The 22,802-nt window shown below is 73.9% G+C and carries 20 protein-coding genes; 13 read left to right on the top strand and 7 right to left on the bottom strand.

Annotated features, from left to right (window positions below):
* Nucleotides 1-303 precede the first annotated feature (303 nt).
* Nucleotides 304-1,095 carry a VOC family protein gene (locus Sri02f_RS28560; RefSeq protein WP_109004204.1) on the top strand — a complete coding sequence of 264 codons (792 nt, stop codon included), beginning with the start codon at nucleotides 304-306 and terminating at the stop codon, nucleotides 1,093-1,095.
* An 87-nt stretch (nucleotides 1,096-1,182) separates the two neighbouring features.
* Here the strand turns inward: Sri02f_RS28560 and Sri02f_RS28555 are convergent, their stop codons facing one another.
* On the bottom strand, nucleotides 1,183-2,211 hold the full coding sequence (locus Sri02f_RS28555; RefSeq protein ID WP_109004203.1) for a LacI family DNA-binding transcriptional regulator: 1,029 nt from the start codon (nucleotides 2,209-2,211) through the stop codon (nucleotides 1,183-1,185).
* A gap of 403 nt (nucleotides 2,212-2,614) precedes the next feature.
* The gene (ligD, locus tag Sri02f_RS28550; protein ID WP_109004202.1) at nucleotides 2,615-3,652 is read right to left on the bottom strand and encodes a non-homologous end-joining DNA ligase; all 1,038 of its coding nucleotides are present in this window, start codon (nucleotides 3,650-3,652) and stop codon (nucleotides 2,615-2,617) included.
* 114 nt (nucleotides 3,653-3,766) lie between these two features.
* Here ligD and Sri02f_RS28545 point away from each other — a divergent pair, with 114 nt between their 5' ends.
* A complete protein-coding gene (locus tag Sri02f_RS28545) occupies nucleotides 3,767-4,843 on the top strand; it encodes an ATP-dependent DNA ligase (RefSeq protein WP_109004201.1) in 1,077 nt (358 codons plus the stop codon).
* Nucleotides 4,844-5,071: 228 nt separating this feature from the next.
* On the opposite strand, the gene Sri02f_RS28540 is transcribed toward Sri02f_RS28545, so the two are convergent.
* Nucleotides 5,072-6,262, bottom strand: coding sequence for a zinc-dependent alcohol dehydrogenase (locus Sri02f_RS28540; protein WP_109004200.1), 1,191 nt, complete (start codon nucleotides 6,260-6,262; stop codon nucleotides 5,072-5,074).
* A 275-nt stretch (nucleotides 6,263-6,537) separates the two neighbouring features.
* On the opposite strand from Sri02f_RS28540, the gene Sri02f_RS28535 reads away from it, so the two are divergent.
* Nucleotides 6,538-7,566: a DUF3048 domain-containing protein gene (locus Sri02f_RS28535; protein ID WP_109004199.1), complete on the top strand. Its 1,029-nt coding sequence runs from the start codon at nucleotides 6,538-6,540 to the stop codon at nucleotides 7,564-7,566.
* 84 nt (nucleotides 7,567-7,650) lie between these two features.
* Here Sri02f_RS28535 and Sri02f_RS28530 read toward each other — a convergent pair whose 3' ends face one another.
* Nucleotides 7,651-8,115 (bottom strand): MarR family winged helix-turn-helix transcriptional regulator, encoded by a 465-nt coding sequence (locus tag Sri02f_RS28530; RefSeq protein WP_109004198.1) that lies wholly within the window; start codon nucleotides 8,113-8,115, stop codon nucleotides 7,651-7,653.
* Between the two features lie 236 nt (nucleotides 8,116-8,351).
* On the opposite strand from Sri02f_RS28530, the gene Sri02f_RS28525 reads away from it, so the two are divergent.
* From Sri02f_RS28525 to pcaDC, 7 genes are read left to right on the top strand one after another with little or no spacing between them, the layout of a single operon-like run.
* On the top strand, nucleotides 8,352-9,107 hold the full coding sequence (locus Sri02f_RS28525) for a CoA transferase subunit A (RefSeq protein WP_109004197.1): 756 nt from the start codon (nucleotides 8,352-8,354) through the stop codon (nucleotides 9,105-9,107).
* Nucleotides 9,107-9,760, top strand: coding sequence for a CoA transferase subunit B (locus Sri02f_RS28520; protein WP_109004196.1), 654 nt, complete (start codon nucleotides 9,107-9,109; stop codon nucleotides 9,758-9,760). Before Sri02f_RS28525 ends, Sri02f_RS28520 begins: the two co-directional genes overlap by 1 nt.
* Entirely contained in the window at nucleotides 9,757-10,971 is a 1,215-nt protein-coding gene (locus Sri02f_RS28515) for a thiolase family protein (RefSeq protein ID WP_109004195.1), read from the top strand. The genes Sri02f_RS28520 and Sri02f_RS28515 overlap by 4 nt, the downstream gene beginning before the upstream one ends.
* Before the next feature lie 17 nt (nucleotides 10,972-10,988).
* The gene (pcaH, locus tag Sri02f_RS28510; RefSeq protein ID WP_109004194.1) at nucleotides 10,989-11,762 is read left to right on the top strand and encodes a protocatechuate 3,4-dioxygenase subunit beta; all 774 of its coding nucleotides are present in this window, start codon (nucleotides 10,989-10,991) and stop codon (nucleotides 11,760-11,762) included.
* 6 nt (nucleotides 11,763-11,768) lie between these two features.
* Nucleotides 11,769-12,374, top strand: a complete 606-nt coding sequence (pcaG, locus tag Sri02f_RS28505) for a protocatechuate 3,4-dioxygenase subunit alpha (RefSeq protein ID WP_109004193.1) — start codon at nucleotides 11,769-11,771, stop codon at nucleotides 12,372-12,374.
* Nucleotides 12,371-13,699 (top strand): 3-carboxy-cis,cis-muconate cycloisomerase, encoded by a 1,329-nt coding sequence (gene pcaB / locus Sri02f_RS28500; RefSeq protein WP_109004192.1) that lies wholly within the window; start codon nucleotides 12,371-12,373, stop codon nucleotides 13,697-13,699. Before pcaG ends, pcaB begins: the two co-directional genes overlap by 4 nt.
* Complete coding sequence (gene pcaDC, locus Sri02f_RS28495) at nucleotides 13,696-14,979, top strand: bifunctional 3-oxoadipate enol-lactonase/4-carboxymuconolactone decarboxylase PcaDC (protein ID WP_245970845.1); 1,284 nt, start codon at nucleotides 13,696-13,698, stop codon at nucleotides 14,977-14,979. The genes pcaB and pcaDC overlap by 4 nt, the downstream gene beginning before the upstream one ends.
* Nucleotides 14,980-15,034: 55 nt before the next feature.
* Here pcaDC and Sri02f_RS28490 read toward each other — a convergent pair whose 3' ends face one another.
* Nucleotides 15,035-17,749: an ATP-binding protein gene (locus Sri02f_RS28490; protein ID WP_109004191.1), complete on the bottom strand. Its 2,715-nt coding sequence runs from the start codon at nucleotides 17,747-17,749 to the stop codon at nucleotides 15,035-15,037.
* A 285-nt stretch (nucleotides 17,750-18,034) separates the two neighbouring features.
* Between Sri02f_RS28490 and Sri02f_RS28485 the strand changes: the two genes are divergently transcribed.
* Nucleotides 18,035-19,114, top strand: a complete 1,080-nt coding sequence (locus Sri02f_RS28485) for a DUF2510 domain-containing protein (protein ID WP_109004190.1) — start codon at nucleotides 18,035-18,037, stop codon at nucleotides 19,112-19,114.
* A 175-nt stretch (nucleotides 19,115-19,289) separates the two neighbouring features.
* Here the strand turns inward: Sri02f_RS28485 and Sri02f_RS28480 are convergent, their stop codons facing one another.
* Complete coding sequence (locus tag Sri02f_RS28480; protein ID WP_109004189.1) at nucleotides 19,290-19,904, bottom strand: TetR-like C-terminal domain-containing protein; 615 nt, start codon at nucleotides 19,902-19,904, stop codon at nucleotides 19,290-19,292.
* 225 nt (nucleotides 19,905-20,129) lie between these two features.
* Between Sri02f_RS28480 and Sri02f_RS28475 the strand changes: the two genes are divergently transcribed.
* A complete protein-coding gene (locus Sri02f_RS28475) occupies nucleotides 20,130-20,930 on the top strand; it encodes a phosphatase PAP2 family protein (protein WP_109004188.1) in 801 nt (266 codons plus the stop codon).
* Nucleotides 20,927-21,898, top strand: a complete 972-nt coding sequence (locus Sri02f_RS28470) for a DMT family protein (protein WP_109004187.1) — start codon at nucleotides 20,927-20,929, stop codon at nucleotides 21,896-21,898. The genes Sri02f_RS28475 and Sri02f_RS28470 overlap by 4 nt, the downstream gene beginning before the upstream one ends.
* A gap of 71 nt (nucleotides 21,899-21,969) precedes the next feature.
* Here the strand turns inward: Sri02f_RS28470 and Sri02f_RS28465 are convergent, their stop codons facing one another.
* On the bottom strand, nucleotides 21,970-22,788 hold the full coding sequence (locus Sri02f_RS28465; protein WP_109004186.1) for an LURP-one-related family protein: 819 nt from the start codon (nucleotides 22,786-22,788) through the stop codon (nucleotides 21,970-21,972).
* Nucleotides 22,789-22,802 lie beyond the last annotated feature (14 nt).

The following is a 22,802-nucleotide window of genomic DNA, read 5'->3' as shown; positions in this document are numbered from 1 at the left end:
ATATACGCGCGTCCCGGCGGGCCCGGACCTGGTCCTTCCGCCTGCCTGCTGCCTCGCGCGCCGAGGCCCGGAGCCCCGGAGCCCCGACGCGCCCCTGTCGGAAAGCTCCGCCGCCCGATCATGGCCCGGACGGCCGTCGCGACGCACGGCGGCGCGCGCAGCCTGTGGCGCCCGCGCCCGCGCCCGCGCCGAACAGTTCGTGTGTTCGTGCAGCCGCCCGCGGTCGCGCTCCGGCAGCGATTGTCAGTGGTCGGTGCCAGACTCGGCAGTGCACAGGACGAGACCCCTGCGAGGAGGGCGATCATGCTCACCACCCGTTTCGTCGACGGCGCTCCGAACTGGATCGACGTCGGGACGTCCGACATCGACGGCGCCACCGCGTTCTACGGCGCCCTCTTCGGCTGGACCTTCCGGTCGGCGGGACCCGACGCCGGCGGCTACGGCTTCTTCCAGCTGGACGGGAAGACCGTGGCGGGCGGCATGCAGACCACGCCCGAACAGGGCCCGCCGTCATGGACGGTGTACTTCGCGACCGCGGACGCCCGGGCCACCGCCAAGGCCGCCGAGCAGGCGCACGGCACAGTGCCCCTCGCGCCGATGGACGTGATGGGCGAGGGCACCATGGCGGTCCTCGCCGACCAGGCGGGCGTTCCGTTCGGCCTCTGGCAGCCGGGCCGGACCAAGGGCGTCGACGTGGCGAACGAGCCGGGCTCGCTGTGCTGGGTCGAGCTCTACACGCCGGACGTCGCCGCGGCGGCCGCCTTCTACCACGCGACGCTGGGCCTGGAGACCTACGCGGTCCCCTTCCCCGGCGGCACGTACACGTGCGTCAATCCGGCCGGCGCCGGCGAGGACGCGATGTTCGGCGGCATCGTCCCGCTGTCCGACGACCCCGCCGGGGCCGGGTCGCCGGCGCACTGGCTGCCCTACTTCGAGGCCGCCGACGTGGACGCGGTGGTCGCCAGAGCCGAGGAACGGGGCGGCGGCGTGCACATGCCCGCCACGGACGTCGAGGGCGTCGGCCGCATCGCCCGACTCACCGACCCCTACGGCGCCCGGTTCGCCGTGATCAAGAGCGCGCCCCGGGAGCAGTGAGCCGGCTCGGGCCCGAACCCTGCCGGTCGGCGTGGGGCCGGTCGGTTTGGGGCCGGTCGGTTTGGGGCCGGTCGGGGCGGGCGGGGTCTACGCCGACGCCCGGCGCACCAGCGTGGTGGGCAGCACGACCCCGCCGCCCGGTTCCCCGTCGTCGCCGCGCCGGTCGAGGCGGCGCAGCAGGAGACGGGCCATGATCCGGCCCATCTCCTCGATGTCCTGACGGACCGTCGTCAGCGGCGGGTCGGTCTGTTCGGCGACGGGCAGCATGTCGTCGAAGCCGACCACGGCGACGTCCTCGGGCACGCGCCGCCCGCGTTCGCGCAGCACGCGCAGGACGCCGGAGGCGGTGAGGTCGTTGGCGGCGAACACCGCGTCCACGTCGGGGCAGCGGTCCAGGAGTTCACGCATGGCTCGCTCGCCGCCGCCGGGGGTGAAGTCGCTCTCGACGACGAGGAGCGGGCCGGTGTCGCCCACCACCTGCCGGTATCCGTCGAGCCGGTCCGCCGCCGAGGTCTGGTCGAGGGGCCCGCTGATGTGGGCGATGCGGGTGCGGCCGAGGCCTGCCAGGAGGCGCACGGCCTCGCGGGCGCCGCCGCGGTTGTCGCTGTCGACGTAGACGACGTCCGGCGTGCCGTCGCTCCAGCCGGGACGGCCGCCGAACACGGTCGGCACGCCGGCGCCCTGGATCAGGCCGGGCAGCGGGTCGTCGAGGTGCAGCGAGAAGACCAGCGCACCGTCGACATGGCCGCCGGCGAGGTAGCGGGCGACCCGGGCGTGGTCGTCGCGGCCCTCGGTGAGCAGCAGCACCAACTGGTTGTCGTGAGCCGTCAGTTCCTTGCTGATGCCGCGCAGTTGGAGAGCGAAGAAGGGGTCGGCGAAGACCCGGGTCTCGGGTTCGGCGATGATGACGGCGACCGCGTCGTGCCGCCTGGTGACGAGGCTGCGCGCGGCCTGGTTGGGCACGTATCCGAGCTCGTCCACGGCCTGCCGGACCCGTTCGACGAGCGGTTCCCGGACGCCGTCCCCGCCGTTGACGACCCGCGACACGGTCGCCCGGGAGACTCCGGCCCGGGCTGCCACGGCCTCCAGCGTGGGACGCGGCGCTGTCTCGCTCACTTCGGGGCTCCTCCTGGCCGGCTGCGGATCAGAATAGCTCCGCGTGAGGGTCACATGAGAGCGCTCTCGCCGTCCGCCGAGGGGCCACCGCCCTCCTCGGCGGACACGCGACGGGTGCGACGTCCGGGGGGCTCGGGCGGCGTCGGGGGCTCGACCGGCCGTAGGCGCTCGGGGGGCGGGCGGCTTCGTGGGCGCGGGAGCCCCGTCCGTCAGGCGACCAGGAGTCCGCCGTCCCCGCACGGACGAGCCAGGCACATACGGCCGGGCACGGACGGCCCGGGTACGGACGGCCCGGGTACGGACGAGCCGGGTACGGACGGCCGCCGGTGCGCTGCCGGTTGCCCACCGGTTTCCCGCCGCCGCGCTCTGAGGGGGCTCGCTTCCTCAGGACGCCCCGGGTCCCCTAGGACGCCCCGGGTCCGTCCGGGGCGTCCTCGTGCCGTGCCCGGCTCGGCTGCACCCGCTTGGGCTCCCCGGGCATCTTCGGGTACTCCGGCGGATACGGCAGGTCGCCCAGACCGTGCTCGTGTTCGTCGCGCCGGGCGAGGTCGAGAAGGGCGTCGAGGGAGAAGGCGTGGTCGTCCATGTCGGCGTGCACGTCGCCGAGTTCGGCGTACCGGGCCGGCATGGTCGCGATGTCGAAGTCACGGGGCCGGGCCTCGCCGACCTCCTCCCAGCGCAGCGGCGCCGAGACGGGGGCGTGCGGGCGGGGGCGCACGGAGTAGGCGGAGGCGATGGTGCGGTCGCGGGCGGTCTGGTTGTAGTCGAGGAAGATGCGCTCGCCACGCTCCTCCTTCCACCACTTGATCGTCACCTGCTGCGGCATCCGGCGCTCCATCTCCCGGCCGACGGCGATGGCGGCGCGCCGGACCTGGGTGAAGGTCCAGCGGGGCTCGATCGGCACGAAGACGTGCAGGCCGCGGCCGCCGGAGGTCTTGGGCCAGCCTCGCAGGCCACCGAACTCGTCGAGGACGGCGCGCAGTTCGTGCGCAGCGCGGACCGCGTCGTCGAAGTCGGTGCCGGGCTGCGGGTCGAGGTCGATGCGCAGTTCGTCGGGGCGGTCGACGTCGGTGCGCCGCACCGGCCAGGGATGGAAGGTGAGGGTGCCGTACTGGGCGGCCCACAGGACGGCCGCCTCCTCCGTCGGGCACATCTCGTCGGCGCTGCGTCCGCTGGGGAAGGTGATGTGCGCGGTCGGGATCCAGTCGGGCATGTTCTTCGGCGCCCGCTTCTGGAAGAAGGACTCGCCGGTCACTCCGTCGGGGTAGCGCTCCAGGGTGGTGGGGCGGTCGCGCAGCGCGCGCAGGATGCCCGGGGCGACCGCCTGGTAGTAACGGGCGAGGTCCAGCTTGGTGAAGCCGCGCTCCGGGAAGAAGACCTTGTCCGGGCTGGACAGCCGTACCGTCCGGCCGGCCACTTCCAGTTCCACCGCATCGCCCATGCGAGCCACGGTAGACATACCGCCGACACCTCGCATCACCTCACATCAGCACGTATTAGCACGCATCACCTCGCATACCGGGCGATTCCTGCGATCCTCGCGCAGAATCGGAGCATGGATCTGCCGGTGATGCCGCCCGTGAAGCCGATGCTCGCCAAGTCGGTGGCGGCCATCCCGCCGGGCATGCAGTACGAGGCGAAGTGGGACGGCTTCCGGGCGATCGTCTTCCGCGACGGGGACGAGATCGAACTGGGCAGCCGCACCGGAAAGCCGCTGACCAGATACTTCCCCGAGCTGGTGGAGGCGCTGCGGGAGCGGGTGCCGGTGCGGTGCGTGCTGGACGGGGAGATCGTGATCGCCCGTGAGGGGCGGCTCGACTTCGACGCCCTCACGGAGCGCATCCATCCGGCGGCCTCCCGGGTGCGCACGCTCGCCGAGCGGACGCCGGCCTCGTTCGTGGCCTTCGACATCCTGGCGCTGACCGACACGTCCCTGCTGGACGTGCCGCTGACCGACCGGCGCGAGCTGCTGAACCGGGCGCTGGCCGGGGTGACGCCGCCCGTGCATCTGGCGCCGGCGACGACCGATGTGGAGGTGGCCCGGCAGTGGTTCGAGGAGTACGAGGGCGCGGGCCTCGACGGGGTGATCGCCAAACCGCTCACCCTGCACTACCTCCAGGACGAGCGCGCCATGTTCAAGGTGAAGCACGAGCGCACCGCCGACGTCGTCGTCGCCGGGTACCGCCTCCACAAGAGCGGGCCGGTGGTGGGCTCGCTGCTGCTGGGCCTGTACGACGACCGGGGCGTGCTGCAGCACGTCGGCGTGTCCGCCGCGTTCACGATGAAGCGGCGGGCGGAGCTGGTCGAGGAGCTGGAGCCGCTGCGTCTGGCGGACGCGGCCGGACACCCGTGGGCGGCCTGGTCGCAGGAGGCCGCCCATGAGACGGCACGGCTGCCGGGCGCGCCGAGCCGCTGGTCGGGCAAGAAGGACCTGTCCTGGGTGCCGCTGCGGCCCGAGCGCGTCGCCGAGGTGGCATACGACCACATGGAGAACGGGGCGCGCTTTCGGCACACGGCCCGCTTCCGCCGCTGGCGCCCGGACCGCACCCCTCTCAGCTGCACGTACGCGCAGCTGGAGGAGCCGGTCCGCTACGACCTGGCGGAGATCCTGGGCGCACCGCCCGCGGGCTGAACCCGGCGCGCCGCACGCGGGTCGAGCCGCGGGCCGGACTCCCGCCGGCCGGTCTGCGGGCGGAAGCGGCCGGCTCACGGGCCGGGGGCGGAGCGGCGGTCCGACCCCGGTGTGGCGGGGCCGCGACCGAGCGGCGGTCCGGCGGCTCAGGGGCTCCGGCCGTCCGATGGTCCGGCGGCTCAGGGGGTCCGGCGGTCCGATGGTCCGGCGGCCCGATGGTCCGGCGGCTCAGGGGGTCATCAGGACCTTGACCGCGCCGTCCTGTTTGCGCTGGAACATCTCGTACGCGTGCGGGGCGTCCGAGAGCGGCACGCGGTGCGTGGCGAAATCGTCGACGCCGAGGCGGTCCTCGTCGGTGAGGTAGGGCAGGATCTCGTCGGTCCAGCGGCGCACGTTGGCCTGCCCCATGCGGATCTGGATCTGCTTGTCGAACATCGTGAGCATCGGCAGCGGGTCGGCCATGCCGCCGTAGACGCCGACCAGCGAGAGGGTGCCGCCGCGGCGCACCAGTTCGATGGCGGTGTGCAGAGCGGCGAGACGGTCGACGCTGAACCGTTCCGCGAGCGGGCCGCTGATGGCCCGCGGCAGCAGGGCCGAGGCGTTCTGGATCATGCGGGCGGCGGCGCTGCCGTGCGCCTCGGTGCCGACGGCGTCGATCACGGCGTCGGGACCGCGGCCGTCGGTCTCGTCGCGGATCGCCTCGACGAGCTCCTTCTCGCTGTCGAAGTTGCGCAGGTCGAACGCCTCCACGCCCCGCGCGCGGGCCCTGCGCAGCCGGTCGCCCACGAGGTCCACGCCGAAGACCCGGCCCGCGCCGCGCACCTGGGCGACCCGGCAGGCCATGTCGCCGATGGGGCCGAGGCCCAGCACGGCCACGCTGCCGCCCTCGGGGACGTCCGCGTAGGCGACCGCCTGCCAAGCGGTGGGAAGGACGTCGGAGAGGTAGACGAACCGGTCGTCGGGCGGCCCCTCGGGCACCTTGATGGGGCCGAACTGGGCCTGGGGCACCCGCAGGTACTCGGCCTGCGCCCCCGGCACGGCACCGTACAGACGGGTGTAGCCGAACAGGGCGGCGCCCATTCCCTCGCTCGTGACCTGGGTGGTCTCGCACTGGGTGGGCAGCCCGTTCAGGCACATCCAGCAGCTGCCGCAGGCGATCTGGAACGGCACCACCACCCGGTCGCCGGCCCGCAGGTCGGGCACGCCGGCGCCGACCTCCTCGACGATGCCCATCGGCTCGTGGCCGAGGATGTCGCCAGGGGTCATGAACGGGGTGAGCACCTCGTAGAGGTGCAGGTCCGAGCCGCACAATCCGCTGGAGGTGACGCGGATGACGGCGTCCGTCGGTTCCTGGATCGTCGGATCGGGCACGGTGTCCACCCGCACGTCGCGCTTGCCCTGCCAGGTCACTGCCTTCATCGTGCCGCGCTCCTTCCACCGTCCGGGCGGTCCCCCGGCAGGTCCGGGGGGCCCGGATCGTGGCTGCGCCCCGGGTACCCGAGCGCCCCGCCCCGAACCGCCGCGCCGCCGGGCATGGCCGCCGGCCCGGTCCGGCGATCCGAGCCGCTGACGTGGGCCGCTGACCTGGGCCGCTGACCTGGGCCGCTGACCTGGGCCGCTGACGGCCACGATGGCCACAGATGGCCACTTTCGAACGGGCGAGCGCACAATCGAGTCACGGAACGGGGGTGCCCATGACGGACACGAGTCGTTCGGGACGCGGGGCGCGCACAGGGCGCGCCCGGCGTCGGCCCACCGCGGCGACGGCGGTAGCGGCGGCCGCCGCCGCACTGGCGGTCTCGCTCTCGGCCGCGGGCTGCACCTCGTCCGGCGGGTCCTCCCCGCCCGACGACGGCCGCAGCGCGTCGCACAGCCCCAGCCCGACCGGCACCGGTACGGGCGCCGCCGTCGGGCCGGTGCTCGCCGTGAAGATCGACAACGCGCCGGAGGCCCGTCCGCAGACGGGCCTCGACTCGGCGGACGTCGTGTACGCCGAGCAGGTCGAGGGCGGCCTGAGCCGCCTGATGGCGGTGTACGCGAGCAGGCTGCCGAAGGCCGTGGGGCCGGTGCGCAGCGCCCGCGAGTCCGACCTGGAGCTGCTGCGCCAGTTCGAGCGGCCGGTGCTGGCGTTCTCCGGGGCGCAGGGCAAGCTGCTCCCGCTGATCGACCGGGCGCCGCTGGACGCCGTGACGCCCGAGAAGAAGTCCGACGCCTACGTCCGCGGCGGGGAGCGGCCGGCGCCGCACAATCTGTATCTGCGCCCGAGCCGTCTGCTGCCCGCCGCGCCGGGCAAGGACGCGCTGACCACGGGCTTCCGCTTCGGCCCCGCACCTTCGGGAGGGAGGGCCGAGACCTCGCGGACCGTGCGCTACCCGGCGGCCGGCTTCACCTTCACCTGGTCCGCGAGCAGGGGCCGCTGGCTGGTCTCGACGGACGGCAGGCCGACCGTGGCGACCGACGGGCAGCGGCTGGCCCCGGCCACGGTGGTCGTGCAGTACGTGCGGGTGCGCGCTTCGGGGTTCCACGACTTCCTCGGCAACAACACGCCGTACACCCAGACGGTGGGCTCGGGGAAGGCCGAGGTACTGCGCGGCGGGCGGGCCTACGACGTGAACTGGAAGCGGGCGAAGGCCGAGGACGGCACGGAGTTCTCCACGGCCGACGGCGAGCCGGTCGCTTTCGCCGAGGGGCAGGTGTGGGTGGTGTTCGCGAAGGCGCCGTGAGCCGGTCCGCCGTCAAGGCGGCCGGCGCCGGGCGGGCGACCGTCGGGCGCTGGCGGCCGGGGCCTCGGTCGGCCCTGGCCTGGGTCAGCCCTGGCCGACCAGGGGTTCGGCCGGATTGCGCAGTCCCTCGGCGGCGTCCGAGACACGCTGGATCAGTTCGAGGAACAGGGACTGCTCCTCGGCCGACAGCGGGGACAGGAAGACCTGGTTCATCCGGGCCGTGCGCACGGTCAGCCTGCGGTGGGTGCGCAGTCCGTCCTCGGTGAGCCGCAGCAGGAAACGGCGCCCGTCCTGCGGGTCGCGCACCTTGTCGAGAAGGGCCCGGCGGGTGAGCCGGCTGATCACCTCGGCGACGGTGGAGCGATCGAGGCCGACCCGCTCCCCCACCGTGCGCTGGTCGAGGCCCGGCTCGGCGACGAGCGCGTTGAGGACGGCGAACTGCGGTGAGGTGATCTCCTCGGAGACCATCGTGTTCCACAGCAGGTAGTGCGCCTGCTGCAGCCGCCGGGCCAGGTGCCCGGGGTGGCTGGTGAGGTCCACCGCGGCCATGTGCGCTCCTCCGCTGGAATTGATCGGTGCACTGAACGATACCGCTTGATGCCGAGCGCGTCTCGCCTCCCCGTGATGCACACCAGCGCTCCCGCCTGGGGTCTTGACTGACCTTCCCTCCGGTGGCAGCGTGTGGGAGATCTCGAAGAGATGCTCAGTGCCCTGACTATCTGGGCCTCTTCACCGGTGTCCCGGGCGACGGGGCAGGGACGCACACGAGAGATGGGGCTTCACGGATGGACAAGGTGGTCGCCACAGCCCTGGAGGCGGTGGCCGACGTGCCCGACGGCGCGTCGCTGGCAGTGGGCGGTTTCGGCCTGAGCGGCGTGCCCGGCGTCCTCATCGCGGCCCTGTACGAGCGGGGCGTCACCGGGTTGTCGGTCGTCTCCAACAACTGCGGGGCGATGGAGTCGGGCCTCGCGGTCCTGCTGGCCGCCGGGCGCATCGCCCGCGTGACCGGCTCCTACATCGGCGCGAACAAGGAGTTCGCCCGTCAGTACCTGGCCGGGGAGCTGGAGGTCGAGCTGATCCCGCAGGGCACGCTGGCCGAGCGGCTGCGGTCGGGCGGCGCCGGCATCCCCGCCTTCTACACGCCTGCCGGGGTGGGCACACAGGTCGCCGAGGGCGGACTGCCCTGGCGTTACGACGGCGCGGGCGGCGTCGCCCTGGCCTCGCCGCCGAAGGAGGTCAGGGAGTTCGACGGGGTGGAGTACGTGCTGGAGCACGGCATCCGCACCGACTTCGCGCTGGTGCGGGCCGCCAGGGGCGACCGCCACGGCAACCTGGTCTTCAACAAGTCCGCCCGCAACTTCAACCCGCTGGCCGCGATGGCCGGACGCGTCACGATCGCGGAGGTCGAACAGCTCGTGGAGCCCGGCGAGATCGACCCGGACGCGGTGCACCTGCCGGGCGTCTTCGTGCAGCGCGTGGTCGCCCTGACCCCGGAGCAGGCCGCCGACAAGAAGATCGAGCAGCGGACGGTGAGCAGCTGATGGCCTGGACCCGCGAGCAGATGGCCGCCCGCGCCGCGCGCGAACTGAGGGACGGCCAGTACGTCAACCTCGGCATCGGCCTGCCGACGCTGATCCCCAACCACCTCCCCGCGGACGTCGAGGTGGTGCTGGAGAGCGAGAACGGCATCCTCGGCACCGGCCCCTACCCCGCCGAGGACGCGGTCGACCCTGACCTGATCAACGCGGGCAAGGAGACCGTGACGGTGCTGCCGGGCGCGTCCTTCTTCGACTCGGCGCTGTCCTTCGGCATGATCCGCGGCGGTCACATCGACGTCGCCGTGCTCGGCGCGATGCAGGTCTCCGAACACGGCGACCTGGCGAACTGGGCCGTCCCGGGCAAGCTGGTCACGGGCATCGGCGGGGCGATGGACCTGGTGCACGGGGCCCGCACGGTCATCGTCGTCATGAGCCACACCGCCAAGGACGGCAGCCCCAAGATCCTTGCCGAGTGCGCGCTGCCGCTGACCGGGAAGCGCTGCGTCGACCGGATCATCACCGACCTCGGCGTCCTCGACGTCACCGAGGAGGGCCTGCTGCTGGTGGAGACCGCGCCGGGGGTCACCGTCGAGGAGATCGCGGCGAAGACCGCCGCGAAGGTCCGCACCGCCCTTGAGACGGAGGTGCCGTCATGAGCGCCGGCCTCAGGACCGTCTACATCGCCGACGCCGTCCGCACCCCGATCGGCCGTTACGACGGCGCCCTGGCCTCGGTGCGCCCGGACGACCTGGCCGCCCACGCCATCCGTGAACTCCTCGCCCGCACCCCCGCGTTGGACCCCGCACGCGTCGAGGACGTCTACTTCGGCAACGCCAACGGCGCCGGCGAGGAGAACCGCAACGTCGGCCGCATGGGCGCGCTCCTGGCGGGCCTGCCCACCTCGGTGCCGGGCGTCACGGTCAACCGGCTGTGCGCCTCGGGCCTGGAGGCCGTGATCCAGGCGGCCCGCGCGATCGCGACGGGGGACGCCCATGTCGCCGTCGCGGGCGGTGTGGAGTCGATGACCCGCGCGCCGTACGTGCTGCCGAAGTCGGACCGGGCCTTCCCCGCCGGACACGCCGAGCTGTACTCGACCACCCTGGGCTGGCGGATGGTCAACCCGCGGATGGCGCCGCAGTGGACGATCCCGCTCGGCGAGTCCGCCGAACTGATCGCCGACAAGCACGCGATCGGCCGCGAGCAGCAGGACGAGTTCGCCCTCGCCAGCCACCGCAAGGCCGCCGCGGCCCAGGCGGCGGGTCTGTTCGACGCCGAGCTCGCACCCGTGCCGGTCCCGCGCCGCAAGGGCGACCCGGTCGTGTTCGACGCCGACGAATGCGTACGGCCGGACGCCTCGCTGGAGGTGATGGGCAGGCTGAAGCCGTCGTTCCGCGTTCAGGACGGCACGGTGACGGCGGGCAACGCGTCGCCGCTGAACGACGGGGCCGCGGCCCTGCTCCTGGTGGACGAGGAGGGGCTGCGGGCGACCGGTCGCGAGCCGCTCGCCCGGGTCTGCGCGACCGGGGTGTCCGCGATCGACCCGCAGTACTTCGGCCTCGCCCCCGTCGAGGCCGTCCACCGCGCGCTCGCCAAGGCCGGCCGCGGCTTCGACGACCTGTCGGTGCTCGAACTCAACGAGGCGTTCGCGGCGCAGGTGCTGGGCTGCGTCGCCGAGTGGCCCGAGTTCGACCCGGCGGTCCTCAACCCGCAGGGCGGCGCGATCGCCCTCGGTCACCCGCTCGGCGCCTCGGGCGCCCGCCTCGCCGGCAGCGTCGCCCATCAGCTCGCCCGCCGGGGCGGCGGCGTCGGGGTCGCCACCCTCTGCATCGGCGTGGGCCAGGGCCTCGCCCTCGTCCTCGAACGATAGGAACCCCGGGAACTCCCATGACTCTCACGCAAGCCGACATCGACCGGGAGATCGCGGCCGAACACGCCGCCTACGAGAAGCGGCGCGCCGACGGCGCCCCCGTCGAGCACCAGCCGCGCCGCGACTACGCGCCGTACCGCTCGTCCGTCCTGCGCCATCCGAAGCAGCCGCCGGTCACCATCGACGTCAGCAAGGATCCGGAGCTGGTGGAGCTGGCCTCCCCCGCCTTCGGCGAGCGGGACGTCACCGAGATCGACAACGACCTCACCCGGCAGCACCACGGCGAGCCGATCGGCGAACGGATCACCGTCTCCGGCCGGGTCCTGGACCGCGACGGGCGTCCGGTGCGCGGTCAGCTGGTCGAGATCTGGCAGGCCAACTCGGCCGGCCGCTACGCCCACCGGCGCGAACAGCACGACGCGCCGCTGGACCCGAACTTCACCGGGGTCGGCCGCACCCTGACCGACGACAGCGGCTTCTACCGCTTCACCACCGTCCAGCCGGGCCCCTACCCGTGGCGTCAGCACCTCAACGCCTGGCGGCCGGCCCACATCCACTTCTCGCTGTTCGGCACGGCCTTCACCCAACGGCTCGTGACGCAGATGTACTTCCCGAGCGACCCGCTCTTCCCCTACGACCCGATCATCCAGTCGGTGACGGACGACGCGGCCCGGCAGCGGCTGGTCGCCACCTACGACCACAGCCTGTCCGTGCCCGAGTTCTCGATGGGCTACCACTGGGACATCGTGCTCGACGGGCCACGGGCCACCTGGATCGAAGAAGGACGCTGAGCCGCCATGACGAAGATCGACACGAGCCGTCCGCAGACCGTGCTCCCCACCCCGTCGCACACCGTCGGCCCCTTCTACGGCCATGCGCTGCCGTTCCCCGGCGGCGGCGACATCGCCCCGCTCGGCCACCCGGACGCCATAACCCTTCAGGGGTACGTGTACGACGGCGAGGGCGCCCCGCTGCCGGACGCGTTCCTGGAGCTGTGGGGCGCGGACCCCGAGGGGGAGCTGGCGCAGGCCGACGGCTCGATGCGACGCGACCCGGCGTCCGGCGGGTTCCTCGGCCGCAACGGTGTGGAGTTCACCGGCTGGGGCCGGGTCCAGACCGACGCCGACGGGCACTGGTCCGCGCGGACCCTGCGGCCCGGCGCGCGCGGCCGGAACGCCCCCTATGTGAGCGTCTGCGTGTTCGCGCGCGGGCTGCTGGTCCACCTGTTCACCCGGATCTACCTGCCCGGCGACGAGGCGGCGCTCGCCGCCGACCCCCTGCTGCGGCAGGTGGACCCGGCGCGGCGCGACACGCTGATCGCGACGCGCGACCGGTCGGGAGCCTACCGTTTCGACATCCGCCTTCAGGGCGAAGGCGAGACGGTCTTCCTGGAGTTCCAGTGACAGCTGCCCGACCCGAGTCCGCTCTGCTCGCACCGGGGTGGACCGGCTCCCCCGCCGCCCGTGCGACGGACGACGACGCCTACCTGCGGGCGCTGCTGGACGCGGAGGCCGCGCTGACCCGCGCCCAGGAGGCGCTGGGCGCGGCCCCGGAGGGCGCGGGAGCGGCGGTCACCGCGGCCGCGTGCGGCGACTTCGACGTGCGCTCCCTCGCCGAGCGCGCCCGCGGCGGCGGCAACCCGGTGATCCCGCTGGTCGCCGACCTCACCGAGGCGGCCGGCCCCGAGTTCGGACCGTACGTGCACCGGGGCGCGACCAGCCAGGACATCATGGACACGGCGACGATGCTGGTCGCGGCGCGAGCACTCCACCCGGTGCTGGCCGACCTCGACCGCACTCAGGCGGCGCTGGCCCGGCTCGCCGCCGGACACCGGGACACGGCGATGCCCGGACGGACCCTCACCCAGCACGCCGTGCCGACCACCTTCGGGCTGAAGGCCGCCGGTTGGCGGTCCCTGGTGCTGGACGCCCGCGACCGGATCACGGCCGTACGGGACTCGCTGCCCGCCCAGCTCGGCGGCGCGGCCGGGACGGCGGCCGCCTTCACGGCGTACGGCGCCCGGGACACGACCGCGCTCACGGCCGCGTACGCCCGCGAAGTCGGCCTGGCCGCACCGCTGTTGCCGTGGCACACGCTGCGCACGCCGGTCGCCGACCTCGCCGGGTGTCTGGCGTTCACGGCGGGGGCGCTGGGCAAGCTCGCCACGGACGTCCTCGTCCTGGCCCGCACCGAGATCGCCGAGGTCGCCGAGGGCGGCGGAGGCGGCTCCTCGGCCATGCCGCACAAGGCGAACCCGGTGCGCTCGACGCTGATCGCGGCGGCCGCGCGGCGGGCCCCGCAGCTCGCGGCCACGCTGTACGGCTCGCTGGTCGCGGAGGACGAGCGCCCGGCCGGGGCCTGGCACGCCGAATGGGAGCCGCTCAGGGATCTGCTGCGGCTGGTCGGCGGGGCCGCGCGGGACGCGGCGGAGCTGACCGGGGGCCTGCGGGTGAACGCGGACGCGATGCGCTCCCACCTCGGCCTCACCCACGGGCTGGTCGTCTCCGAGCGGCTGTCCGCCGAGCTGTCGGGTCTGCTGGGCCGCGCCCGCGCCCGGGAACTCCTCACCGGGCTGGCCCGGCGGGCCTATGCCGAGCACCGCCCCCTCGTCGAACTCCTCTCCCAGGAGCCCGACTTGAAGGACGTCGACCTCGGCGAACTCACCGACCCGGCCCGTTACACCGGCTCCGCCGGAGCCCTCACCGACCGTGCGCTGGAGCGACGTTGACCGAGAAGCTGCTCAACCACCGTGCCGAAGGGCCGGCTTCCGCGCCCCCGCTGCTGCTCGGTCCCTCGCTGGGCGCCTCGTACGCCCTGTGGGACAAGGTCGCGCCCGAACTGTCCCTCACCCACCGGGTGATCCGCTGGGACCTGCCGGGACACGGCGGTTCGGCCGCCGACCTGATCGGTCCCGGCGCGACCGTCGGCGATCTGGCCGGGCTGGTGCTGGCGCTGGCCGACTCCCTCGGCCTGGAGAGGTTCGCCTATGCGGGCGTCTCCCTGGGCGGCGCGGTGGGGCTGTATCTCGCGCTGCACCACCGCGAGCGGGTGTCGTCGCTGGCCGTGATCTGCTCGTCCGCCCATTTCAACGGGCCGGGCCCGTGGGAGGAGAGGGCCGCGCTGGTCCGCCGCGAGGGACTGGCGGAGCTCGCCCGCAACGCGAACGCCCGCTGGTTCACGCCCGGGTTCACCGTGCCGGAGCTGATCGCCGACCATCGCGACGCCGATCCGGAGGCGTACGCCGCGTGCTGTGACGCGCTCGCCGCGTTCGATCTGCGCGAGCGGCTCCCGGAGATCGCCGTACGGACCCTGCTGATCGCCGGCCGGCAGGATCCGGCGACGCCGCCCGCGCATCTGCGGGAGATCGCGGACGGGGTGCCGGACGCCACGCTGGTCGAGCTCGCGGGCGCCTCGCATCTCGCGCCCGCCGAGTGCCCCGAGGCCGTGCTGACCGTGCTGCGGGCCCATCTCGACGGTGGGGCCAAGCGGGGCATGGAGGTCCGGCGCGAGGTTCTCGGGGACGCGCACGTGGACCGGGCCCAGGCGCGGCAGACGGCGTTCACCGCGCGCTACCAGGACTTCATCTCCCGCTACGCCTGGGGCGAGATCTGGACCGACCCGACGCTCAGCCGCCGGGAGCGCAGCATGGTCACCCTGACCGCGCTGGTGGCGCGCGGCCACTACGAGGAACTGGCCATGCACGTCCGGGCGGCCCGGCGCAACGGGCTGACCCCGGACGAGATCGGCGCCGTCCTCCTCCAGACGGCCGTCTACTGCGGAGTCCCGGCCGCGAACTCGGCGTTCGCCACAGCCCAGCGGGTGCTGGCCGAGGAAGCCGGCCCCGACACCCCGGAAGCCGCCCCGGAAGCCGCCCGGGACCGCGCCGGCCGAGCCGGAGAGGGCGGCCACGGCCACGGCCACGGCCCCGGACCGGCCGAGACACGACCGGACGAGACACGACCGGACGAGACACGACCGGACGCAGCCGAACGAGACGCGGCCGGCTGAGACACGCGGGGGCGGGCGGCCCCGCCGCGGGGCCGCCCGCCCCGGCGCCTTCGCGCTACCGCCGGGTCTGTCCGGGCACCAGGCCCACCTGGGGTGCGCCCAGGCTCCGCAGGGCCTGCTGCGCCTTGTCGGTCAGCGCGTCCGCGCCGCAGGAACGCGCCAGCGTCAGACCCCGGCTGAGCTCGGAGACCGAGCGCGAGAGAATGCCGTATTCGACGCGGGCGGCCGCGTGTTCGTACTGGCAGGGCGAGGACTCCAGATAGGTGACCGCCTGCTGGGCGAGCCGGACCGCGCGCTGGCCCGTCTCCAGGGCGGCGGCGCAGCGCAGGGCCTCGCCGATCGCGGTGTCGGTGCCGAAGCGCTCGGCCTGTCGGCGCGCCTCGGTGGCGAGCCGGGCCGCGCGGGCCGGGTCCTCGACGGCCAGGGCGCGGGCGAGGTCGACGGCCCACGGGACCATCACCGGGTTGAGGTGGCCGCGCGCGGCGGCCGCCTTCTCGGCCTGCTCCAGTTCGTTGACGCCGTCCTTGACGCGGCCCACGGCGAGCAGCAGCCGGCCGCGCACCGAGCGGGGGTCGGGCAGCACGATCGTCGACGGGTAGGGCGGGGCGAAGCCGTACTGCTCGGCGACCTCCCAGGCCTGTCCGACATGGCCCCGGACGAGCAGCGTGTCGACCAGGTTGCAGATCGCCGACCAGTACAGGGGCAGGCCGCGGCCGACGCGTTCGGCGAGTCGCAGGGACTCCCGGAGGGACTCCTCCGCCTCCTTCAGACGGCCACGGCGGCGCAGCCCCAGCCCGAGGTAGGCGTGGGCCAGGGCGAGGTGGCCGCCGCTCCAGCCGGCGGAGACGTAGGCGCGCAGGGCCTCGTTGAAGAGGGCGTCGGCGCGGTCGAGCCGGTCGGTGTAGGCGTAGGAGCTGGCCAGCATCATCAGCAGTTCGATGCCCCACTCCTGGTCGGTCCAGCCGAGCCCGGGGGCGAGACGGCCGTTGACCAGGGCGCGGTCGCAGAACTCGACGACCTCCTCGGCGTTCTCGCCGTGGGTCATGGCGTCGAAGCCGCGCAGGATGAGTAGGGCGCGCTCGGCGTTGTCCCGGCCGGTGCAGGTCGCGGCGAGCGCGGCGAGCTTCTCCGAGCCGTGCGGCGAGGTCGGCTCGCCGGCGTTGACGCCCTCCCACATGAACTGCACGGCCTGGAGCCGCATCCGCGCGGGACCCGGCGCGAGGCGGGCGGCCTCCGCCTCGACCGTGCGGACGGCCTCCTCCAGCTGGTCGTTGTGCAGCAGCGCCTGGGAGAGGCGGTAGACGGCGTCGACGCGCTCGTCCCCGTGGAGGCCCTGCAGGGACAGGGCCGTGCGCAGGTGCTCGATGGTCTTGGCGGGCGCGGTGAGAAGGGTGGCGCAGCCCAGTTCGTAGAGCACGCGCGCGTGGACGTCGGGGACCGGCGGTTCCCGCAGGGCCCGTTCCAGGCAGCGGCGGGCCGCGTCGGGGGCGCCGACGGCCAGGTGTTCGCGGGCGGCTTCGCGCAGTTGCTCGACGAGTTCCTCGTCGCCCTCCGCGTGCACCTGGAGCAGATGCCGGGAGGCGGCCGCGAGCCCCTTGCCGGCGTCGGCGACGACCTGGGCGGCGATGCCGTGCATCGCGGTGCGCAGACCGCCGGGGATCGAGTCGTAGACGGCGGTGGCGATCAGCGGGTGGACGAACTCCAGGTCGCCGTCGTCGGCCGGGACGGCCCCGGGGTCGGGCTCGGTGAGGATGCGGGCGTTGCGCAGCAGTTCGGCGCAGCGCACCGCTTCGTCGCGGCCGAGGCCGGCGAGCCGGGCGGCCTGGGCGACGGAGATGTCGGCGCCGAGGATCGCGGCCGCCATGGCGAACTTGGTGGCGTCGACGCCGAGTTTCTCCAGACGGTCGACGAGCCCGCCGCCGCGGGCCGCGCGGTTGAGGGGGCGCAGTTCGGTCGCCGATGCCTCGCTGGGAGCCAGTTCGCTGTCGCGGACCTTGGCGAGGAGTTCGACGGTCTCGTACGGGTTGCCGTCGGTGACCGCCCACACCTCGCGGCAGAACGCGGCGTCGGCGTGCGCGCCGAGGGTGGCGCGGGTGAGGCCGGCGACCGCGGCCGGGGTCAGGGCGCTGAGGCTGGTGACGGCGCGGCCCGCGGCCTCGCCGATGGCGTCGAGGTGGCGGGAGGCGTCGCCCTTGACCTCGCCGGGCCTGCGGGCCACGACGACCAGGACGCAGAGCTCGTGGAGCCGTTCGACGAACGCGGCGAGCCAGCGCAGGCTCTCCTGGTCGACCCAGTGCGCGTCGTCGATCAGCAGCACGAGCGGGTAGTCCCGGCGGGCCAGCCTGGTCACGGCGGCGACGAGACCGTCGCACACGCCCTGCGGGTCGGCATTGCCCTCGCCGGGCTCCGCGATGCCGAGGGCGGGGCCGGCGATGTCGTACCAGTCGCCGAGGTACTCGCGGGCCTCCTCCGGATGCAGCGACAGCAGCGCGGGCTGCATCAACTGGCGTACGACGTTGAAGGGTACGGACCGCAGCGTCTCGCCGCCGCGGGCCGACCACACCGAGCAGCCGCGGGCCTCGGCGATGCGACGTGTCTCGGCCAGCAACGTGGTTTTGCCGAATCCGGCCTCGCCGCGGAGCACCAGAAGGTGGCCCGAGGAGGATCGGTCGGCGCAGAGCCTCTCCACCGCCTGCGCGATGGCGGCGACTTCCTCGTCGCGCTCCCACAGGGGAGCCGAGGCGGCCGCCGTCGGCCTGACCTCCGTCATCCCGCTACCTCCCCAAGTCGCCCGAACGACGTACAGACGTCGAGCGTAGCCCTCCGCGGGTCCGCGTGGAGGGTGGTCCGCGCAGGTCACGCTCGACGGGTGACGGGCGACGGCCCGGGGCGCACAGGCGGGCCTGCACGAGAGCCCCGGGGCGTCAACCGCGTGTGACGCGCGCCGAATTGACGTCGAAATCACGCCAGCCCGGCGACAGGACGCCCCGGGCGGATCCGGACGCGGGGGCCGCCCTCTCATCCGGCTTTCACCGATGCCTCATACGGTGGGGGCATGACGCAGGTGACTCCTCCCGGGTGGTACCCCGACCCGGGGCAGACGAATGACGGTCCAGCCGCCGAACGCTGGTGGGACGGCAAGGCGTGGACGGACCAGACCCGCCCCGCGGGCTCGGCCACCGCGTGGGGTCCGCCGGCGCAGAGCCCGACCGACGGAACGAATCCGGCCCATCCGGGCCAACCGGCCTACTCGACCCCACCCGGCTATCCGGCGTATCCCGGATATCCGGGGCAGCCCGGCTACCCGGGGCAGATGGGCTACCCGGGGCAGCCCGCGACGTCGCCGGGCTCGGGCGGGCGGCGCGGGCTGCGCACGGGTATAGCCGTGGCCGCGGCCGTCGCGGTCCTGACCAGCATCGGGGTGGGCGTGTACGCGCTGGCCCGGGACGACGGCTCGGGCGGCGGCGGCACCGCCCAGGGGCCGGGCGGCCAGGGCGGGCCCGGCGGTGCGGGCGGCCAGAACGGCGGCCCGTTCGGCGGACCGGGCGGGTCCGGCGGCTCGGGGGGAGGCTCTCCCTCGCCCGGGGAGTCCGAGGCGCCGAAGATCCGAAGCGGGTCGGTGAACGACGCGCTCAACGGCATCAGCATCCCCATCCCGGCCGGCTGGGCCGGCCAGGAGATGAACGTGGGCGCACAGGTGACCTCCGACTCCTCCTACAAGTGCCCGGGCGACACCTCCAAGACCTGCACGAAGGGGGGCGTGTACTCGGCGCCCGCCGAGGTGCTGAAGACGAAGGGCGCCACCGCCGAGGAGGTCGCGAAGGCGGACGTCGCGGCCAACGCCGAGGAGTCCTACGGCGGCACGACGTACGGCGCGATCACCTCGCACCAGGTGCTCGCCTCGAAGGCGGTGACGGTGGCCGGGCAGAAGGGCTACCTGGTGCGCTGGAAGGCGGTCACCAGCAAGGGCGCGGACGGCTACGTGGAGTCGCTGGCCTTCCCGGCGCCCGCCGACGCCAAGCGTCTGGTGGTGCTGCGCTTCGGCCTCGACGCCGACCAGAGCGCGTCCGTCATCGACACCATCACCCAGGGCATCAAGGTGTTCACGGGCGGCGGCGCCGGACAGCACGTCTGAGCCGGGCCCGGTGCGGGTGACACGATCGGCCGGGTGGGGCCCCCTCCGCTCAAGGGGGCCCCACCCGGCCGGGGGTGCGCGCCGCCCCCGTCCCCACGGTGCGGCGCGAGACAGGTCGCCGTCCGGTCATCCCGTGGACGGCGGCCTGAGCCTTGTGTCGGGCCCGCGTCGAGCCCTAGGTGAGGCCGAGCGCCGGCAGCACGGCGGCCTCCACGAAGCGCACCAGGTACTCCTGGTCCGCGTACTCCCCGTCCACGACGGGACGCGCCCGGATGACGCCGAACATCTGCGCCGGGACGTACTCCAGCGCCGGATGGTCCCGGGCGACCTCGCCGCGTTCGACACCGCGCCGCAGGATCTCGCGCAGCGCGGCGATCTCGGGGTCGATGAGGGCCTCCCGCAGCGCCTTCGCGAGCTCCTCGTCGCCCGTGACGGCGTGGCCGAGCGCCTGCAGCAGCTTGGAGTCGTTGGTCGACCAGCGGCCGGTGGCCCGCGCGGCCTCGCGCAGGTCCTCGGCGAGCGATCCGGTGTCGATGCCGGACAGCCGGGCCCGGCGGCGTGAGCGCAGGGCGGCGACCACGAACTGGGGCTTGGTCTTCCACTGGCGGTAGAGCGTGGACTTGCTGCAGCGGGTGCTGGCGGCGACGCCCTCCATGGTGACGGCCTCGTAACCGCACTCACGGACCTGGTTCAGGACGGCGTCGAAGAATTCCTGCTCACGCTCGGGCGTGAGCTTGGAGCGGCGCGTGGCGGCGACCGACTCGGGTCCGTCCGCGGCCTGCGACGTCATCTGCTCTTCCTCCCTGGTCCGCTTCCGCTCCGGCCTGTGCGCCGAGGGGCCCGGGCGGGCCCGGTCTCCAGTGTGGCGCACATCAATCGATACGCCAGTGTACCGGTACGCATCCGTATCGGTACACTGGCGTATCGGTACGACATCGTATCGATGGTGTATGCACGAGTTACGAGCACGGCAGCACCACTTTCACCGCACCACCGTCAGCGAAGGGGCCGGGGGATGAATGCCCGCACCGAGCCTGCAGAAGCGGAGCCGGCCACACCGGCGAGGCCGCCCATAGTCCGTGAGCTCCTGCTCGTCGCAGGGCTCTTCCTCGTCTACAAGTTCGGCCGGCAGCTGGTCGCCGGCCACACGGGCGAGGCCTTCCGCGACGCCCATGACGTGTGGCGCCTCGAACGGTGGCTGGGGCTGCCCGGCGAAGGCACGGTGCAGTCCCTGCTGCTGCACGGCGACGGCCTCGCCGAGGTGGCGAACACGTACTACGCGACCGTGCACTTCCCCGCCACCCTGGCGTTCCTGGTCTGGCTGTACCTGCGCCGGCCGGCGCACTACGTCTGGGCGCGCCGGGCGCTGGCCGCGGTCACCGCCGCCGCCCTGGTGCTGCATCTGGCGTTCCCGCTGGCTCCGCCGCGGATGCTGGCGGCGACCGGACTGGTCGACACCGCGCGGGTCTACGGGCCGTCGGTGTACGGCCCGCCGCAGACGGACCATCTGTCCAACCAGTTCGCCGCGATGCCCTCGCTGCACTTCGGCTGGGCCCTGATGGTCGCGATCGGACTGATCGCCGCCACCCGCTCACGATGGCGCTGGCTGTGGCTGCTGCATCCGCTGCTGACCCTCCTGGTGATCGTGGGCACCGCGAACCACTACTGGCTCGACGCGATCGTTGCGGGCCTCCTGCTCGGCCTCGCGCTCACGCTGGTCCACGCCCCCCGGCGCACGGCCACCGCCGCCGCACGCCGAACGCACGCCCTGGTCCCGGCCGGGGAACCGCCGGTCCTGGCGGGAGCGGGCCGATGAACGCCGACCTGGTAGCCGTAGTCCTCTCCCTCTTCTCGGCCGTCGCCTACGCGGCCGCCGCCGTCGCCCAGGAGCGGCTGGCCTCCCGGCATCCCGGCGCCGGCCTGCTGCGGCTGATCGGCAACGGGGCCTGGTGGTGGTCGGTGGGGCTGAACGCCGCCGCCGCGCTGCTGCACGTCGTCGCCCTCAAGTACGGCCCGCTCACGGTGGTGCAGCCGCTCGGCGCGCTCACCCTGGTCGCGGCGGTGCCGATGGGCGCCCGGGTCGCCGGGCGCCGGGTCAGCGCCGCCGAGTGGCGGGGCACTGCCCTCACCCTGGCCGGCCTGGCGGCGATCCTGGTCACGGCGTCGGGGCCGGCCCCCGAGAACGTCCTGAGCCTGCCGGAGGCGGTCGCGGTGGCGGGGGCGACGGCGGCGCTGATCGGGCTCCTGGCCCGGCGCGGCGCCCGGCCCGGGCTGCGGCACGCGACCGCGTCCGGTCTCGCCTCGGGCGTCGCCTCGGCGCTCACCCAGACGGTGACGGTGGCCGCCACGGACCGCTCGGGCTCGCTGCTGAGCATGCAGGTGATCGGGGTGGCCCTGCTGGTCGCGGCCTTCGCGACGGGCGGACTGCTGCTGTCCCAGACCGCCTACCGGGACGGCCTCGGCGCCCCGCTGGCGATGGTGACCCTGGCCAACCCGCTGGCCGCCGCGGCGATCGGCCTCGCGCTGCTGGGCGAACGGCTGCAGGGCGGGCCCGCGGGCGTGCTCCTCGCGCTGGCGGGGGCCGGACTGGCGGGCCGGGGCGTGGTGCTGCTGTCGCGGGCCGCTCCGCACCCGGCGGCCGTCGACGACGAGGACCGTCCGTTCGTCGACGACGAGGACCACCCGGTGGCGGCGGTGCTGGCGCTGAGGCCGGAGACCGCCTCGGCCGAACCCGCGCTGCTGCCGCGGCCGGCGAACGGACCGGAGCATCTGACGCCGCTGTAGAGCCGCGCACGCGGGGGCCGTCTTCCCGGAGGAAGGCGGCCCCTGCGCCGTACGGGTGCGGCGGCGGCGCGTCAGCCCAGACCGCGCGCGTCCTGCTTGAGCGCGGTGTCCACGGTCAGGGCCGTCGCGACGACCAGGCTCAGCAGCGGCTCGGGCAGCTGGTAGTGGATCTGCAGCACATAGTTGTCCGCGGTGGTGAACACCGTCTTGGCGAGGCCTTCCCAGGTCTTGGTGATCCGGGCGACCTCGTTGTCCGCGTGGTCGACGATCGCGAAGTTCCAGGCGCGCCAGTTCTCCGCCTTGATCGCGCCGACCTGCCGGCCGTCCGCGTTGATCGCGAAGTTGATCTTGCCGAAGACGTTCTGCTGGACGAGCTCGCCGACCGGCTGGCCGTCGGGGCGGGTGACGACCACCCTGGACTTGAAGATCTTCGCCGGTCGGGTCAGCAGCAGCACCGGCTGCCCCTGGGCGTCGCGGATCTCCAGCTTGTGACTGAGGTACTGGTCGAAGTCGGAGAGGAAGCGCACGACCTTCCTGAGCGCACCCTGGCCGACCTGGACCACCGAGCCGAGCTGGTTGCCCTGCTGGTCCATGACCTTGTACTCGTTGGTCAGCTCGATGAGCTTGGCCTTCTGGTTCACCACCAGCACCGGCTCGCTGAACAGCGTGCCGCCGCCGGGGCCGCTCGGCGCGACCCCGGCCTGCTCCTGCACCTGGCGCCGGACCCGCTGGTCCGGCCCCGGCTGCTGCGGCACCTGCGGCGCGTCCTGCCCCGTGCCGTCGGCCCGGGTCTGCTCGGTCCACTGGACGCCGTCCCAGTAGCGCATGGTCCGGGACGCCCCGTGCGGATCCGGGTACCAGCCTGCAGGTGTGTTCGATTGCGTGGTCACCGGGGCACACTATC

It is taken from the genome of Streptomyces rishiriensis, from assembly GCF_003112535.1.
GTDB classification, from domain to species: Bacteria; Actinomycetota; Actinomycetes; order Streptomycetales; family Streptomycetaceae; genus Streptomyces; species Streptomyces rishiriensis.
This window is presented reverse-complemented; position numbering and strand designations above follow the sequence as displayed.

Coding starts and splice junctions, on each gene's coding strand:
- Sri02f_RS28560 (WP_109004204.1), top strand. CDS start 304: ATGCTCACCACCCGTTTCGTCGACGGCGCTCCGAACTGGATCGACGTC.
- ligD (WP_109004202.1), bottom strand. CDS start 3,652: ATGGGCGATGCGGTGGAACTGGAAGTGGCCGGCCGGACGGTACGGCTG.
- Sri02f_RS28545 (WP_109004201.1), top strand. CDS start 3,767: ATGGATCTGCCGGTGATGCCGCCCGTGAAGCCGATGCTCGCCAAGTCG.
- Sri02f_RS28540 (WP_109004200.1), bottom strand. CDS start 6,262: ATGAAGGCAGTGACCTGGCAGGGCAAGCGCGACGTGCGGGTGGACACC.
- Sri02f_RS28535 (WP_109004199.1), top strand. CDS start 6,538: ATGACGGACACGAGTCGTTCGGGACGCGGGGCGCGCACAGGGCGCGCC.
- Sri02f_RS28530 (WP_109004198.1), bottom strand. CDS start 8,115: ATGGCCGCGGTGGACCTCACCAGCCACCCCGGGCACCTGGCCCGGCGG.
- Sri02f_RS28525 (WP_109004197.1), top strand. CDS start 8,352: ATGGACAAGGTGGTCGCCACAGCCCTGGAGGCGGTGGCCGACGTGCCC.
- Sri02f_RS28520 (WP_109004196.1), top strand. CDS start 9,107: ATGGCCTGGACCCGCGAGCAGATGGCCGCCCGCGCCGCGCGCGAACTG.
- Sri02f_RS28515 (WP_109004195.1), top strand. CDS start 9,757: ATGAGCGCCGGCCTCAGGACCGTCTACATCGCCGACGCCGTCCGCACC.
- pcaH (WP_109004194.1), top strand. CDS start 10,989: ATGACTCTCACGCAAGCCGACATCGACCGGGAGATCGCGGCCGAACAC.
- pcaG (WP_109004193.1), top strand. CDS start 11,769: ATGACGAAGATCGACACGAGCCGTCCGCAGACCGTGCTCCCCACCCCG.
- Sri02f_RS28490 (WP_109004191.1), bottom strand. CDS start 17,749: ATGACGGAGGTCAGGCCGACGGCGGCCGCCTCGGCTCCCCTGTGGGAG.
- Sri02f_RS28485 (WP_109004190.1), top strand. CDS start 18,035: ATGACGCAGGTGACTCCTCCCGGGTGGTACCCCGACCCGGGGCAGACG.
- Sri02f_RS28480 (WP_109004189.1), bottom strand. CDS start 19,904: ATGACGTCGCAGGCCGCGGACGGACCCGAGTCGGTCGCCGCCACGCGC.
- Sri02f_RS28475 (WP_109004188.1), top strand. CDS start 20,130: ATGAATGCCCGCACCGAGCCTGCAGAAGCGGAGCCGGCCACACCGGCG.
- Sri02f_RS28470 (WP_109004187.1), top strand. CDS start 20,927: ATGAACGCCGACCTGGTAGCCGTAGTCCTCTCCCTCTTCTCGGCCGTC.